At 45.4% G+C, this 15,201-nt stretch carries 14 protein-coding genes; 7 read left to right on the top strand and 7 right to left on the bottom strand.

All coding sequences use genetic code 11. From position 1 onward, the window contains the following. Positions 1-27: 27 nt before the first annotated feature. Entirely contained in the window at positions 28-456 is a 429-nt protein-coding gene (locus tag Q369_RS0108075; protein ID WP_031527298.1) for an FKBP-type peptidyl-prolyl cis-trans isomerase, read from the bottom strand. Positions 457-522: 66 nt separating this feature from the next. After that, complete coding sequence (proS, locus tag Q369_RS0108070) at positions 523-1,998, bottom strand: proline--tRNA ligase (protein ID WP_031527297.1); 1,476 nt, start codon at positions 1,996-1,998, stop codon at positions 523-525. A 181-nt stretch (positions 1,999-2,179) separates the two neighbouring features. Here proS and Q369_RS0108065 point away from each other — a divergent pair, with 181 nt between their 5' ends. Together Q369_RS0108065 and Q369_RS0108060 are read left to right on the top strand one after the other, a co-directional pair. Then, complete coding sequence (locus tag Q369_RS0108065) at positions 2,180-3,433, top strand: hypothetical protein (protein WP_031527296.1); 1,254 nt, start codon at positions 2,180-2,182, stop codon at positions 3,431-3,433. A 156-nt stretch (positions 3,434-3,589) separates the two neighbouring features. After that, positions 3,590-5,110, top strand: coding sequence for an OmpP1/FadL family transporter (locus Q369_RS0108060; RefSeq protein ID WP_229206770.1), 1,521 nt, complete (start codon positions 3,590-3,592; stop codon positions 5,108-5,110). A 1-nt stretch (position 5,111) separates the two neighbouring features. Here Q369_RS0108060 and Q369_RS0108055 read toward each other — a convergent pair whose 3' ends face one another. Genes Q369_RS0108055 through Q369_RS0108045 form a run of 3 tightly spaced genes read right to left on the bottom strand, consistent with a single transcriptional unit; the run spans position 5,112 to position 7,291 of the window. Beyond that, positions 5,112-5,615 (bottom strand): shikimate kinase, encoded by a 504-nt coding sequence (locus tag Q369_RS0108055; RefSeq protein WP_031527294.1) that lies wholly within the window; start codon positions 5,613-5,615, stop codon positions 5,112-5,114. Positions 5,616-5,629: 14 nt separating this feature from the next. Then, a complete protein-coding gene (locus tag Q369_RS0108050; protein ID WP_031527293.1) occupies positions 5,630-6,721 on the bottom strand; it encodes a BT_3928 family protein in 1,092 nt (363 codons plus the stop codon). 30 nt (positions 6,722-6,751) lie between these two features. Continuing rightward, positions 6,752-7,291, bottom strand: coding sequence for a DUF1599 domain-containing protein (locus Q369_RS0108045; protein ID WP_031527292.1), 540 nt, complete (start codon positions 7,289-7,291; stop codon positions 6,752-6,754). Between the two features lie 28 nt (positions 7,292-7,319). Between Q369_RS0108045 and folP the strand changes: the two genes are divergently transcribed. The 5 genes from folP (at position 7,320) to Q369_RS0108020 (ending at position 12,562) form a co-directional block, all read left to right on the top strand. Further along, positions 7,320-8,171 (top strand): dihydropteroate synthase, encoded by an 852-nt coding sequence (folP, locus tag Q369_RS0108040; protein ID WP_031527291.1) that lies wholly within the window; start codon positions 7,320-7,322, stop codon positions 8,169-8,171. Positions 8,172-8,207: 36 nt separating this feature from the next. Continuing rightward, on the top strand, positions 8,208-9,011 hold the full coding sequence (cdaA, locus tag Q369_RS0108035) for a diadenylate cyclase CdaA (RefSeq protein WP_031527290.1): 804 nt from the start codon (positions 8,208-8,210) through the stop codon (positions 9,009-9,011). Between the two features lie 103 nt (positions 9,012-9,114). Then, on the top strand, positions 9,115-9,378 hold the full coding sequence (gene rpsT, locus Q369_RS0108030) for a 30S ribosomal protein S20 (protein ID WP_031527289.1): 264 nt from the start codon (positions 9,115-9,117) through the stop codon (positions 9,376-9,378). Between the two features lie 160 nt (positions 9,379-9,538). Beyond that, positions 9,539-10,813, top strand: coding sequence for a lactonase family protein (locus Q369_RS0108025; RefSeq protein WP_031527288.1), 1,275 nt, complete (start codon positions 9,539-9,541; stop codon positions 10,811-10,813). Between the two features lie 135 nt (positions 10,814-10,948). Continuing rightward, positions 10,949-12,562, top strand: a complete 1,614-nt coding sequence (locus Q369_RS0108020; RefSeq protein WP_031527287.1) for an ABC-F family ATP-binding cassette domain-containing protein — start codon at positions 10,949-10,951, stop codon at positions 12,560-12,562. A gap of 131 nt (positions 12,563-12,693) precedes the next feature. Here Q369_RS0108020 and Q369_RS0108015 read toward each other — a convergent pair whose 3' ends face one another. Continuing rightward, entirely contained in the window at positions 12,694-14,373 is a 1,680-nt protein-coding gene (locus Q369_RS0108015; protein WP_157488100.1) for a hypothetical protein, read from the bottom strand. A 170-nt stretch (positions 14,374-14,543) separates the two neighbouring features. Then, positions 14,544-15,179, bottom strand: a complete 636-nt coding sequence (locus Q369_RS0108010; protein ID WP_031527285.1) for a gluconate 2-dehydrogenase subunit 3 family protein — start codon at positions 15,177-15,179, stop codon at positions 14,544-14,546. Positions 15,180-15,201 lie beyond the last annotated feature (22 nt).

The following is a 15,201-nucleotide window of genomic DNA, read 5'->3' as shown; positions in this document are numbered from 1 at the left end:
AGCGCTAACTGATCCCTTTTGATTGATTTAGTTGATGCCTACCAGTTCAAGTTCAAATATCAGATCCTGACCTGCCAGCGGATGATTTGCGTCCAGAATTACAGTATCCTCAGTAACCTCACGCACGACCACCTGGATTACCTGGCCACCATCCTGATGCATATTCAGGGTGCTGCCGATTTCCAGCGGTATATCGGAAGGTATCTGGCTGCGATCGAAATTGATGATCATATCTTCGTTGATCGGCCCGTATGCTTCCTCATTCGGAATGTGGATCGTCTTTTTGTCACCAACTTCCATGCCTGTCACGCCATCATCAAACCCTTTGATAACCTGCCCACTGCCCAACTGAAAGTTAAGCGGATCGCGACCTTCCGATGAGTCGAAAAGTTGTCCGTCCGGTAAAGTGCCTTTATAATGTACCTGTACATTATCTCCTGCCTGCGCCTGCTTCATTTTGCTTGTTCTTAAGTGGTTAAAAATATCCAGCCTTCCGGATTTTATGTACAACTGGTCGTAAAATTAGTATGCCCTGGCAAAAACAACCCGGCCGGTCGAAGGCTTACCCGAATAAATGCAGGTGCCTGCCTCTGCTTCCTGGTCCAGCGGAATGCAGCGGATTGTTGCTTTCGTCTCTTCCTTGATTTTTTCCTCGGTTTCCGAAGTACCGTCCCAATGGGCCAGAATAAAGCCGCCTTTGTTATCGAGTACCTTGTTGAATTCTTCAAAAGTATCCACCTTGTGCGTATTCTCCTTGCGGAAAGCAAGCGCCTTGTTGTAAATGGATTCCTGTATGTTGTCCAGGAGTGCACTTACGTGCTCAGCAATACCGTCCAGACTCACTGTTTCCTTTGTTTTGGTATCCCTTCGTGCCACTTCAATGGTGCCATTTTCAAGATCACGTCCACCGAGTGCCAGTCTTACAGGGACTCCTTTTAGCTCATACTCAGCAAACTTGTAGCCGGGTTTGTAGGCGTCGCTGGAATCATATTTAACCGAAACGCCCATTTTTTTCAGCTGTTTCGTGATCTCGGCAACTTTATCCGAAATCTGTTGCAACTGTTCCTCATTCTTGTAGATAGGGACAATCACAACCTGGATCGGAGCCAATCTCGGAGGCAGTACCAGGCCGCTGTCATCAGAATGTGCCATAATCAATGCGCCCATCAGGCGTGTACTTACACCCCATGAGGTTCCCCAGACGTATTCCAGTTTACCGTCCTTATCCTGAAATTTAACATCAAATGCAGTCGCGAAATTCTGGCCTAAAAAGTGCGAGGTACCCGCTTGCAATGCTTTTCCGTCCTGCATCAGAGCTTCAATGCAGTAGGTGTTTTCTGCGCCGGCGAAACGCTCATTTGCAGTTTTGATCCCTTTTACCACAGGCAGCGCCATCCATTCTTCTGCGAAAGTTGCATATACTTCAAGCATCTGTTCGCTTTCAGCAATCGCTTCCTGTGCAGTAGCATGGGCGGTATGACCTTCCTGCCACAAAAACTCGGCTGTTCTTAAAAACAAACGCGTACGCATTTCCCAGCGGACTACATTCGCCCATTGATTGATCAGCAAAGGCAGGTCACGGTACGACTGGATCCAGTTTTTATACGTACTCCAGATCACCGTTTCCGACGTCGGGCGGACGATAAGCTCTTCTTCGAGTTTGGCATCCGGGTCTACGATCACTCCTTTTCCATTCGGGTCATTTTTCAATCGGTAATGCGTGACCACGGCGCATTCCTTCGCAAAGCCTTCCACGTGTGAAGCTTCTTTGCTCAGGTAAGATTTTGGGATAAAAAGCGGGAAATAGGCATTGGTATGCCCGGTTTCCTTGAACATATCGTCAAGTGCCCGCTGCATTTTCTCCCAGATCGAATAGCCATAAGGTTTGATCACCATACAACCTCTGACCGCGGAGTTCTCAGCCAAATCAGCACGTTTTACCAGCTCATTGTACCATTCGGAGTAGTTTTCACTTCGTGTTGGCAGGGATTTACTCATTATTAGGATTATTTTGTAATGGAAATGGAGAATACTGCTATAAAAGCGTTTATTTTCAGCAGTTGCAAAGATAGTTTTTTATGTTAACTTTGGAATTAATGTAACGTAACAGGCGTTTACTTACTAGTTTGGAATGAATTTTATAGCTATATTAGCAACAAACTTTTAATCCTTTAAAGCCATGAGTACAATCAACAAGGCAAAGTACCTTTCTTTGCTTATTTTGCTGGGAGCTTGGGGATGTACCAATAATCAACAGATATCGCGTTCGGGTGGATACGACGACCTTTACGGTGGCGGTCCTGCTTCGGGGGTAGTAACGAGAGACAGAGGTGCAGATCAGGAATTATCCCGCACGGACAATCCGGACTACAGTTACACAGGAGAATACGCTGAAAACGGAACAAGTGACTATTACGACGAATCCTACCTTACATCGAAAGGTGTAAAGCGCGCCGTTTCTACGGATGTGGGGTACAATGCCGGTTTTGTAGACGGTTACAATGAAGCAAGCCGTTTTTCAAATTTCGGTAACATGGGGTCTTACTGGCCCGGCATGATGAGTGTTGGAATGCGTTTCGGATACGGAAACTCTTTCCGGTTCAGTCCTTACATGGGCATGGGCTTTGGAATGGGTTCTATGCTCGGATATTCTCCATTCGGCTATTCACCATGGGGCTACGGAGGAGGTATGATGGCTTACGGTTACGACCCGTTTGGCTATTCCAGCCCTTGGGGCTTCGGAAATCCTTACGGATTTTACGACGGTTTTTACGGTGGCGGATATGGTTTCGGGGGCTACGGCTACTCGCCCTGGGCTTACAGCCGTCCCGTTATCGTGGTCAACAGTCCTGAAAGAGGCGTATCCAGAACATACGGACCGCGTGTAGTTACAAATGGTACCCGTGGAGTAAGAAACGCAACCTCGGCGCCTTCGCGTTCAAGTGGTGTTGTGGGTGACAGAGGTGGTAGAAGAGCATCTAATGCAATCTCTGCAAACGACAATTACGTTTCACCGAGATCGTCAAGATCTTACAACAGGGGCGAGTCCGGTAATCCGGGTGGAAGAACAGCAAGCGGAAATTACTCTTCTCGCGGAAGCAGCGAAGGTAACAACGTTTATTATTCCCGTCCGCGCCAGGGCAACGCAAGCACGTATTCTGAACCTAGATCCGGTACATCGGATTCTTACTCGCCAAGATCGTCAAGAAGCAGCAGTACTTACACTGCACCTTCTTACACACCTTCGCGCAGCCAGTCAGATTACAGCAGCCCTGCGAGAACGTATACACCTTCGAGAAGCGAATATAGCGCACCGAGCCGCACATACAGCGCTCCAAGCTACAGTGCACCTTCGAGAAGTTACAGCGCACCATCCGGTGGTGGCGGCGGTGAAGGACGAGCTTCAAGCCCATCTTCAAGAGGACCTAGGTAATTGAATTGATGTAATTTTAATTACATATAGAGACCCTGCAAAATGCCATATTTTTGCAGGGTCTTCGTTTAAACGAATGTTACAGTTTTAAATGCTATTTTCAACATCGACATGAAAAAACCATGTTCCGGACCACTGTTAGCATTAAGCCTTTTAGTGTCCACATCAGCGATCGCGCAATATGCGAGTGACGCTTTCAGATATTCAGAAATAAATCAAACAGGTACGGCCCGTTTTCAGGCTGTGGGTGGAAACCACGCTGCACTGGGCGGTGATCCAAGCTCCATTAGCGGTAACCCGGCTGGGTTGGGATTCTACAACAGATCAGAAGTGACATTCAGCCCTGGTCTTAACAACATCAATACCGAAAGCAAGTACATTGACCGCGTTACTTCTGCTGCGAAAAGCACGGTAAATGTGACCAGCGCCTCGCTGGTAATAACAAGTCAGCCAGGCTTTCAGCGTAAGTGGAAGAGAACTTCGCTTGGAATCTCCTTTTCTCGTCAACAATCTTTTCAAAACCGGTTCAGATATCAGGGACTTAATAATAGGAGCTCGTTCCTGGACCGTGCTGTGGAGGATGCGAACAACGTCGGCTGGACTGACGAAGATTATAATCGTGAGTTGCAGGAAAATCAGGGTACTTATCGGTACCTGGATCATGCTTATTATCAATTACAAACCATTTATCCAACCAACTTTGTCTCAACCTCCGAAGGTTATGGGCCTCCATACGGCCGCGATGATGCGCGGAATGCAACATTGCAGGAGGGAAACTTCGATTCAAAAGGAGCGAATACGCAGTGGACCATCGCATATGCCGGTAATTACAATGATAAACTCTATCTCGGCGGCTCAGTAGGGTTCAGCAGGATCAGGTACGAATACACGCACATGCTGCATGACTCAATTATCAATGCAACGTTTTTTCATTCGACAACCAACACTGAGGATCTTACTGCGTCAGGAAACGGTTTGAATGCTACATTTGGGGTTATTTACAAGTTCTCTCCCTTTGTCCAAGCAGGTCTGTCGTTAACGTCGCCTACCTTCACAGCAATGCGCGAAACATTCAACAGGAGAGTGGGTGCGAATTATATCCGTGGTTCAATCACGAATGAGGATACTGGACAGGATACGGGACCAACTCAGAACAGCATATCATTGGTGCCAAATGATTTCGAATATTCCATTGTAAGTCCGTTCCGCGCATCTGCGGGAGCTACTTACTTCTTCAATACCAACGGATTTGTTACCGGTACAATCGAGTATGTAGGCTACGCGGGAATGCGCCTAAGAACCAGTTACCTGACAGATCAGGAGAACAAAGATTTTCGTGAGAACAACAATGCGGAGGTAAAAGACGTGTACAAAAACGTAATCAATGCAAGGCTGGGAGGAGAATACAGGTTCGGAATCATGCGCGGCCGCCTTGGTCTGGCTTACATTTCAGATCCTTATGCTGAGCGCCTGGATGGAATCAAGCGCGACAAACTCTTGTATTCGGCGGGATTGGGAGTGCGTGTAAATCGCTTTTTTGCGGATTTGTCCGGCACTTACTCCATTTTCAAAGCAACTTATACGCCTTATACACTGGAAAATTCGGCCAACTATTTCACCGCAAATATCTCGAACAAGCCGCTGAATATGGTTTTGACGGTCGGTTTCAATTTCTAAGTTATAGAAGCGGTTTCAATGCGTTCAACAGTTGATTGACGTCAATTTCGCCTTTGAGTGTCAAGTGCGCCTGCTGGTAAAACGGCAGGCGCTCTTTTATTTTTTGTTCCAAAGTGTCGCGCAGGGATGTAGTGCCGGACAGGATGGGGCGATCGTCTTTTCCGTGGCTCTCAATGCGTCGTGCAAGATCAGCAGCTGGAACATCAAGAAAAACACTAACGCCCATTGAATTGATTACCTGCATGTTGTCAAAAAAGCAGGGAGTACCTCCGCCGGAGGCTAAAACAATGTCCTTACGCACGGCAGTTTCATTCAGAATGCGACTTTCCACTTCCCGAAAGTAAGACTCTCCTTTGCTGGAAAATATTGCCGAAATCTCCATTTGCTGATCTTTCTCTATCAGCTTGTCCAGGTCCACGAACTGGAAACCCAGCGATCGCGCCAACTTTTTACCGAGGGTAGTTTTGCCAGACGACATCATTCCGACCAGAACTATATTTTTCATTTTAATCAGCCGGATTATTTAACAAGGTTCAGCACTTCGTCAGCAGCCGGCGTGTCGTTGTAGTGCCATTTCCCTTTCACTGTCCCGTCTTTCAAAAGCCAAAGCCCCGGATTGGAGCGCATAATTGTCTTCAACACAGTCGCGTCTACATAGTAGAAAGGTGCATTCAGCTGATGTGCATTCAGGAATGCTACGATTTCCTCGCTGCTGCCAGAAGTTAGGATAATGGGCTGCACACCTTTGCCACGAACCGCATTGATCAGCTTATTGATATCAGGCAATGCAGCTGTATTAATGTCGGTGAGGTTTTTAATGATCAGGAAAAGCTTGTTGCCTTTGAAAGTTTCCTCCGTAAAATCACCTTCGTCGTTCCAGACTTTGTAATCGGTGATTTTAGGTTTGGCATCTTCGTTAAGAACCACCATTTCTTTGAAAACCAATGTGGTATCACTTGGGTATTGTTCATACTCTACTGTTTTCCCGTTTTTATCAAAAATGTAAAGGTACCGGAGTGGTTCAGAGGGTTTCAGCTGGGCTGGAATATTGGCTCCGACACGGTAGGGCAGCAAGTCTAAAATAGGTAAATGCCGCAATGCATAAACTGCGATACCGAGCGAGACCAGCGTGGAGATCACAACGATAATACCCGTCGGAAGTGCGCGGAATTTCTTTCGGTAGAATACGATAATGAGAATCAATGCAAGCAAAAACAGGTCTTTGCCAAATGAGGTCCACGGTGTAAGCTTAATCGCCGCACCAAAACAGCCGCAGTCTGTAACCTTATTGAAGTAAGCCGAATAGAATGTCAGGAATGTGAAGAACAGGATGATCAGAAGCAGCAGCCAGGAGATCGTCCGGGGCTTGTACGCCACCAGCAAAGCGATCCCGAGTACAACCTCCGCAGTGCAGAGAAATACGGAGAAGTACAACGCAAGCGGAATAAGTGCCATGAAAGAGTCATGGAACATGGGAAGGTCGGTAGCGAATACTTCGAAGTATTCTTCGAGCTTGTACTGAGTTCCAATCGGATCGTTCAGCTTGATGATTCCCGAAAAGATGAATAAAAGTCCGACTATAACGCGGGATACCTGTGCAAGTATTTTCATTTAAAAAGCTGTATTGAATGGAGCTTCGATTCAGTTGGTTTGCAATGCATTCGATTTGATCAGACAGAAAACCGAATAATTGATAATATCCTGGTAACCGGCCTTTACACCTTCTGAAACGATCGTCAGCCCATTATTATCTTCAATTTGTTTTATTCGCAGTAACTTCATCAGGATAATGTCTGTCATTGAGCTCACACGCATATCACGCCAGGCTTCTCCATAATCATGATTTTTGTTGAAAAGCAGCTCTGCCACTTCATTCACCTGCTTGTTATACAAAGTGGTCAGGTCTGACTCGTCTATCTGCTGGCCCGTACTATCTATCTGGATTAACGCCATGACACAGTAGTTGATGATTCCGATAAATTCGGAAGAGACATTTTCATCCACTTTCTGTACCCCTTTTTCCTGAATGGTACGGATTCTTTGGGCTTTGATAAATATCTGATCAGTAATGGACGGGATGCGCAGAATCCGCCAGGAGGTGCCGTAGTCCTTGTTTTTTTTTGTGAAAAGATCTTGGCAATACTGAATGATTTCCTGATATTCCGATTCGGTGGATTTCACTGTTTTGAGTTAGTATTTAAAAAAATCTATGCTGCAAGTTAGCAAAAAAACGCTCAACATCCGGGGCAGGATCGTCGACCTGAGCAGGCCTTTGGTGATGGGGATTCTCAATATTACCACTGATTCGTTCTTTGGAGGCAGCCGCGCGAATTCTGAGAATGAGCTGGTTGCCCGCGTAGAAACGATGAGCTCGGAAGGCGCTGACATCATTGATATTGGCGGATATTCAACTCGGCCGGGAGCAAAAGATATTTCAGTGGCAGAGGAATTAAACAGTATTTCAACGGCGCTGAATACGATAACTAAGTTTTTGCCCGAAATCATTATATCGGTAGACACTTTTCGTTCTGAAATAGCGAGGGCGGCTGTGGCTGGCGGCGCGAGTATAATCAACGACGTTTCGGGAGGTACATTGGACTCCGGGATGTTTGATACGATAGCGGAGCTGAGAGTGCCTTATGTATTAATGCACATGCGCGGCGACCCGCAGACCATGAGCAAATTGACGCAATATGATCACCTAGTGCGGGATATTTTGAAGGATTTGAAAACTAAAATCAATGCATTGAAGGCGCTGGGAGTTACGGATATCATCGTCGACCCGGGGTTTGGTTTTGCGAAAACGATCCAGCAGAATTTCGAGCTGCTACGCAATTTAGATGAGTTCGAAGAGTTAGGATATCCGGTGCTGGCCGGTTTATCACGAAAATCGACCATTTACAAAACGCTTGAAGTATCAGCTGAGGAGGCATTGAACGGTACTACCGTGCTCAACACACTGGCCCTGGAACGCGGCGCTTCCATCCTGCGTGTGCATGACGTAAAGCAGGCTGTGGAGGCGGTAAAACTCTGGTCGATGGCCGGAACTGTTAGAAATTAAGTATTAATTTAGTCGTTGCATTTTATAGATTTTCTTATGCGTGTGGGTTTTCTAAACATTAACTGGACTGACGTCCTGGATGTTTTTCTGGTTGCGATTCTGCTTTATCAAGTATATACGCTCGTAAGGGGAAGTATCGCCAGCCGCGTGTTTTTAGGATATCTGTTCGTGTACGTCTTTTATCTTGTTGTAAAAGGACTGGGTTTAGGACTGCTGACCGCCATTCTTGAATATTTTATGGGCGTGGGAGCAGTTGCATTAATCGTGATTTTCCAGCAAGAAATCAGGCGGTTTTTATTGATTATCGGAAAATCAACCATTTACACGAATAATGGATTTTTAAAAAAAATTATCGGCACTTCGGTACTCGATCAAAAAGCGAAGAACCTGAAAGAAATTGTTGATGCAAGTAAAACCATTGCTGCCAACTTTACGGGCGCATTGATCGTCGTTAATAAAAGAGATGATCTGACAAAATTTATAGAAACCGGTGAGTTGCTCGATGCGCGCGTCTCCAAACCATTGCTGGTTTCCCTTTTCAATCAGTATAGTGAGCTGCACGACGGTGCGGTGGTGATTGTGGACGGCGTGCTCAAAGCCGCCAGGTGCGTGTTACCCGTCGCAGACGGAGTGGACGTTCCGTCGTCGTTAGGCTTTCGCCACAGAGCCGGAATGGGGATGAGTGAGGCTACCGACGCGATCGTGATTGTCATTTCGGAACAAACAGGGAAGATATCCCTGGCAGTGGAAGGTGTACTGCACGGAAACATCCCATATAACGAACTGGAAGCGCGCATTGAAGAGTACTTATCGTCTGACTTACAACGTATGCCCAAGTAAGTACAGCTTAAATCTAAATTTATTTACGAGTAAGTTTGGCTATTTGTGCTCAAATCTCTATTTTTGCACACCAAAACGAGGAATTGAAAAATATTAATACGAAATGGCAAATCATAAATCAGCATTAAAAAGAATCCGCGCTAACGAAACAAAGCGTTTGCGTAACCGTTACCAGCACAAAACCACACGTTCATACATCAAAAAACTACGCGAGACAACTGACAAGACAGTAGCTGTTGAAGTTTACAAAACAGTGTCTTCTATGTTGGATCGTTTGGCTAAGAAAAACATTATCCATAAGAAAAAAGCTTCTAACCAGAAATCAAAATTGGCGAAGCTTGTTAATTCTTTGGCAGTAGCAGCTTAAATTTCTACTGATGAAATCACCCCGGTAGTTTAACTATCGGGGTTTTTCTGTTATATTGCGAATTAGGAAAGAGAAACCTTGCTTGCCGCACAGCTAAGTAAGGTTTCTTTTGATTTAAAGGAGTATCATTTTAAACCACCTAAAACCTAAGATTCTTTTTATGAAAAAAGTCGCATTTTTTGCTGGATTAGCAGCTTTGGGTAGTATTCCGGCAGTTGCTCAATCGCCCATCACCTTCAATGCACGTGGATTGGTTGTTGTGTCAGATGCCGATATGTCGGCTTCCGCATTTGTTGATGGTAAGTTATTAAGGGATAATACTTCAAGAGATCAGTTAAGTACAATTAAATTCCCGGTCGAGCGGGGAAGTAAAGGATTAGGTACAGCGATGGTGTCCAATTCGGCGCTGGGCTTTTCCAAAACATTAGCTGTTCCTGCAAATGGCGGACTGGCTTACGTTCTTGAAAATCGTGTCAGGCCAGAGGACGGTGTAGCTGAATACAAAGATCCTTACAAGGAGTTTCCGGTAGGAGAGAAGCTGTTTGTTGTAGACATCACAAACCTTGCTGCTCCCAAAGCAAAGTTCGGTTTCCCTGTGGGTAAAAAACCTACTTCGATTGATATTAATAAAAATGAACTGATCATTTCAACCAGCGATGCAGGTAAGGAGCTTGTATTTATAGAAGCAGGCCCCGATGGAAAGCCAGCGCGTTTTTTGAATCTGCCCGCAGCAATCGATTCTTCTAACAAAATAATAGATCTTTCGTGGCACCCATCGGGTGATTTCATCGCATTCACTTTGGATAACTCGAATGAAGTCGGTTTGTACAAAGTAATCAGAGAGGCTGGAAAGCTTAAAAATGTGGAAATGGTTGGTAAACCTGTGAAAGTTGGTACAGAACCTTCTTTCGGAAAGTTCACACCCGACGGCAAGCATTACCTGGTTCTTGATTCGAAAGGAGCACAAGGCAAAGCTGCTGGTGACGGTGAGATCATCGTAGTTGATTTTTCAATGGACGGTTCAACTGAGCATAAGGTAGCTGGCCAGGCTGCTGTTGGCTTGAACACCGGCGCATTTGCAGTAAGTCCCGACGGTTCAATGCTTGTGACGGCAACATCCGGTAAGAGCGGTTCACCCTGGACTGAGGCTGGCGCGGGAACTGGCGCAGCGTTGACCTTGTATAAAGTAGCCGGAACCGGCGCCCTGACCAAAGTAGCTGACTATCCATTTGAAGGCATTTATCCGCAAAGCGTTGCATTTGACAAAGATGGTTCCAACGTGGCAGTTTCAGTTTTTGAATACCTGCAATATGGAAACGGAAACGGTGGTGTTGAATTTTGGTCAGTAATAAAGGGAGATACCCCTGCATTGAAGAAACAAGGCGCCTCAATCGCGGTCGGAAAAGGCGCGCATACTTTGCGTGTTATTCCATAAAGAGCAGAGAAGATAAGTACAGGGGGGCAGGCTGGTCTATCCGGTCTGCCTCATTTGTTTAATTGGCCGTGACATCTGAAATCAGCTTGATTTTTGTAGTTTTGCGGTCTCATTCATAAATAATCGGTTTTTAAGATGATTACGGTTCAAAACGTGTCGCTGAGATACGGTAAAAGGGTATTATTCGACGAGGTAAATATAAAATTTGTCCCTGGTAACTGTTATGGTGTGATCGGCGCCAACGGAGCGGGGAAATCAACTTTTCTGAAAATTCTTTCAGGTGAAATCGAGCCGCAAACCGGGATTGTAAGTATGAACCCGGGAGAGCGGATGACTTTCCTGAAACAGGATCAATATGAGTTTGATGCGTATTCTGTTATGGATACCGTGATTTTGGGACACGAGCGGTTGTACAAAATCATGAAAGAGCGTGAAGCGATTTACGAAAAAGAAGAATTCACTGACGCTGACGGAGAGAAAGCAGCAGAGTTAGAGGCGGAATTTGCAGATCTGAATGGTTGGGAAGCTGAGACAGAAGCAGCTCAGCTGCTGAGTGGACTTGGTCTTTCCGAAGATCAGCACCATACCATGATGGCCGACCTGAATTCAAATGATAAAGTAAGAGTATTGCTCGCGCAGGCATTGTTCGGGAATCCTGACGTACTGCTGCTCGATGAGCCTACCAACAACCTGGATGTTGAGACTGTATTATGGCTTGAAAACTTCCTTGCAGATTTCAAAAACACTGTCATTGTAGTATCTCACGACAGGCACTTCCTCGATGAAGTTTGTACGCACGTGGTAGATATCGATTTCAGTAAGGTACAAATGTTCTCTGGTAACTATTCTTTCTGGTACCAATCCAGCCAGCTTGCTTTGAAACAGCGCCAGGACGCTAACCGCAAAGCGGAAGATAAGCGCAAAGAGCTGGAAGAATTCATTCGCAGGTTCAGTGCAAATGCATCTAAGTCCAAGCAGGCTACCTCACGTGCGAAGCTTTTGGAAAAGCTGACCATTGATGATATCAAACCTTCTTCAAGGAAATATCCATATATCGCATTCAAATCGGAGCGTGAAGTAGGGGACCAGTTGCTGCGGGTAGAAGGCTTATCTAAAACTGCCGAGGACGGGACAAAGCTGTTCGATAATCTAAGCTTTACTATAAACAAAGGGGACAAAATTGCCTTTGTAAGCAGGAATGTAATGGCGATCAGCACGCTGTTTGATATCGTGAGTGATGTTCAGAAAGCGGACAAGGGTACATATACCTGGGGAGTTACCATTACGAAATCATATTTCCCGAAAGATCCGGGACAGTTCTTTGATGTCGATTTGAACTTGGTAGACTGGCTGCGGCAGTACTCGGAGGAGAAAGATGAAAGCTTTATCAGAGGGTTTTTAGGAAGAATGCTCTTCTCTGGTGAAGAGTCTCTGAAAAAGGCGAAAGTGTTGTCAGGAGGTGAGAAAGTACGTTGTATGTTGTCACGTACCATGTTGTCCGGAGCAAATGCATTGGTTTTGGATGATCCCACCAACCACCTTGACCTTGAATCAATCACTGCATTGAACAACGGATTGATTGATTTCACCGGCTGTTTGTTGTTCTATTCTCATGATCACCAGTTCGTACACACAATCGCCAACCGGATCATCGAAATTGGACCAAAAGGTATTCTGGACAAGCTGATGAGCTACGATGACTTCCTGACGGATGAAACTGTAAAACAGCAGCGTCAGAAACTTTATTAGACATTAAGTCTTAAGACTTACAAAAGGGTGCCTCACGTTCAAAATGGGCACCCTTTTACATTTTGTTTCTGGTATGGCAGAATTAAGATTCGAAACAGTGAATCGGATCATGTGCAATTCCGTTCTTTTCTTTAATCCCGTTCAAAAGAAACGTTTGTTATTGTATGATGGGTCACTGAATGACCATCCTCAATTGAGAGCAGATGCAACACGTATTTTCCAGGGGCTAACTTCTTTTTGTAGATAGTAGCGGCAAATTCAGAGCTGACAGATCTTTTGAAATTGGAATAAAAAAATCGAACTGACGGAAGATAGTTGTTTGATGCCAGGCAAAAATATCTGGGTTGGTGATTAGCTGCATTGGTGGCAACAATATAAAGCTCGTCGCCTAACCGGATTTCTGGTTCTTGTCTTATCTTCTTAATAACAAAGCAGTCAGGCATTTCCTGAAAATCCACTTTAATCTCCCCTGCACCTTCGCGCCAGTCGATGTTGCTGATCAGCTTCGCCAACCGGGTGTTCTGAGACTGCATAAAAGAGCTTTGAGCAAAATCCATATTGTCTCTCAGGCCCGGATCTTCATAGATAACCGGATAGTAGACTGTTTTGCTCCATTGGTAATTCAGTTCATTCGCGCTGATTTCCCTGTTAAAATTCGTAATCTTCTCGAAATAGAAGTAGTAGGAGCCGACACAAAAGATAAACGCGCCCGCTGCTACAAACCATTTTGAAACCGATACCGCTTTGCAGTTTTTGACGCAACTGTCATAGAAAGTGACGGAGAAAATTCCGAAAAATGCGGAATATATTTTGTAACGATCCAGCCGGTAGCCGTAAAAGTCGGGCATGCTACCGCGCGCAAACACTATCAAAAATCCTACGAAGAGAAGTGAAGCAATCCCGATAACGCTAAACCATTGTACTTGCGTCAACTGGGACGCAGTGCCGGTGATGATTTTAGCCAAAGTTATTACAACAGGAAATAGGAACACTGCTCCAAGCACAATGCTTGGAACAAGGCTATTGGTGAAATTAGTGTCAGCTAGTTGACCAACAAACGAAAGCAGCAACATCGATTTAACGCCAATATTATCGAAAACGTGATCGATGATAGAACCGGAATGTATCTTGATCGTCAGCAAATGCAGGCCTGTAATCATTAATAGCACTGCGGCCTGAGTCACCTTTACAATTCTGGGGACAGTGGAAAACCCTGTAAGGATGAGAATAATGAAAACGGTAAACAGTCCATTCGCGCTTGTCAGCAGCGCAACAATCGCTAGGATACTACTCCAGAAGATCTTGCGGCCGTTCAGCGCCAGATAAAAGCTCCACATGGACAGGAAAAGGCACGGCGCATGTTGGAGACTGCAAGTTGCCCATGAAATGGTGTCTTCATAGTGCTGGACCTGGAATAGCAGACAAACGATCGCAAAGAATGCCGGAAGTGATAACTGCTGTTTTATTAGGAAGCAGTACATCAGTAAGAGCATTCCAAGCAAGCTCAGATCGCCGAGAATGATGAGGAGTTTGATGTTCAACTGACCAGTCACCAGGAATACAAGCAGCGTCAGGAGCTTCGCGAGTACTACACGATGCTCGAAATTCTGCTCGAAAAACAGTCCAAGCTTATCCCACGCATTTTCCGACTTAATGTAATTAGTCAAAAATAAAACGATGGATTGAAAGTCGTCGTAATACGGAAAGTTGTATGCGTAATAAAAAACTGTTGCCCAAAATACGGTGATGATTACGAAAACCATTAACCAAATGAAAGCAACGAGCACACGGTGAGGAGAGATAGGGAGCATAGTTCACAGTTGTCTGGCGAGCGTGTGTGTGCCCGTGCTGCGAACTAAGTCAATAGGGTCCGTTAAGGTGTGCTTCCTTTACATACCGGATCTTGTTAATTATTCCCCGGCTAAAAATGAAAAACCCCAGTCGTTTTCACAACCGGGGTCTTCAATAGTATAATAAAAAATTAATCGTAGCTCAGACCATATTGCTTTAACACATCGGCAGGTACACCTTCCCAAACATTCGGTGTGTTGCCCATGTAGCCAAGGTCAGCAATGCCGATTTTGGAAGTGTAGTAACCCGAAGCTGTCAGATTGCGCATTAAGTTGAAGAATGCAACTCCCTGACTGTAAATAGGTTTGGCCTTCTCAGGATAAGCAATATCATCTACAATCTGGATCTGCTGCGCCTTGGTTGCAAGCGTGAAGATTTTACCAAAACGTTTGCTGGATTCGCGATCCAGCCATTTCAATCCTCCGCGTAGAGGCGTCTGGTTTTGCGGCATATCTTTCACGATGAATTCAATGAAATCAGGAACGCCGGCCTGTGTCGCGCTACCTGATTTTTCATCTGCAGGAATGATAATGTCAACCAAAACCTTGATGGTAGCCATTTCTGCTGCTGTCAGGAATTTCTCCTTCATCAAACGCGCATCGCGGATCGCTTCATCTTTTGTTCTTCCACCCGGAATTTTAAGCGGGGTCTCGGGCGGCATTTGTGTTTCCAGCTCTCTCTGCTCTGCAAGTGCAACTTGCGGACTGAGTGCGGTAATTCCCAGAGAACTGAGGGTTAATGCTTTGAGTGAATCTCTACGTTTCATATATCTGATTTGAAACTTTGTT

Origin of the sequence: Dyadobacter crusticola DSM 16708 (assembly GCF_000701505.1) — a bacterium.
GTDB classification, from domain to species: domain Bacteria; phylum Bacteroidota; class Bacteroidia; order Cytophagales; family Spirosomataceae; genus Dyadobacter; species Dyadobacter crusticola.
Note: the sequence above shows the minus strand (reverse complement) of the source record. Positions and strands in the feature narration are given on the sequence as shown.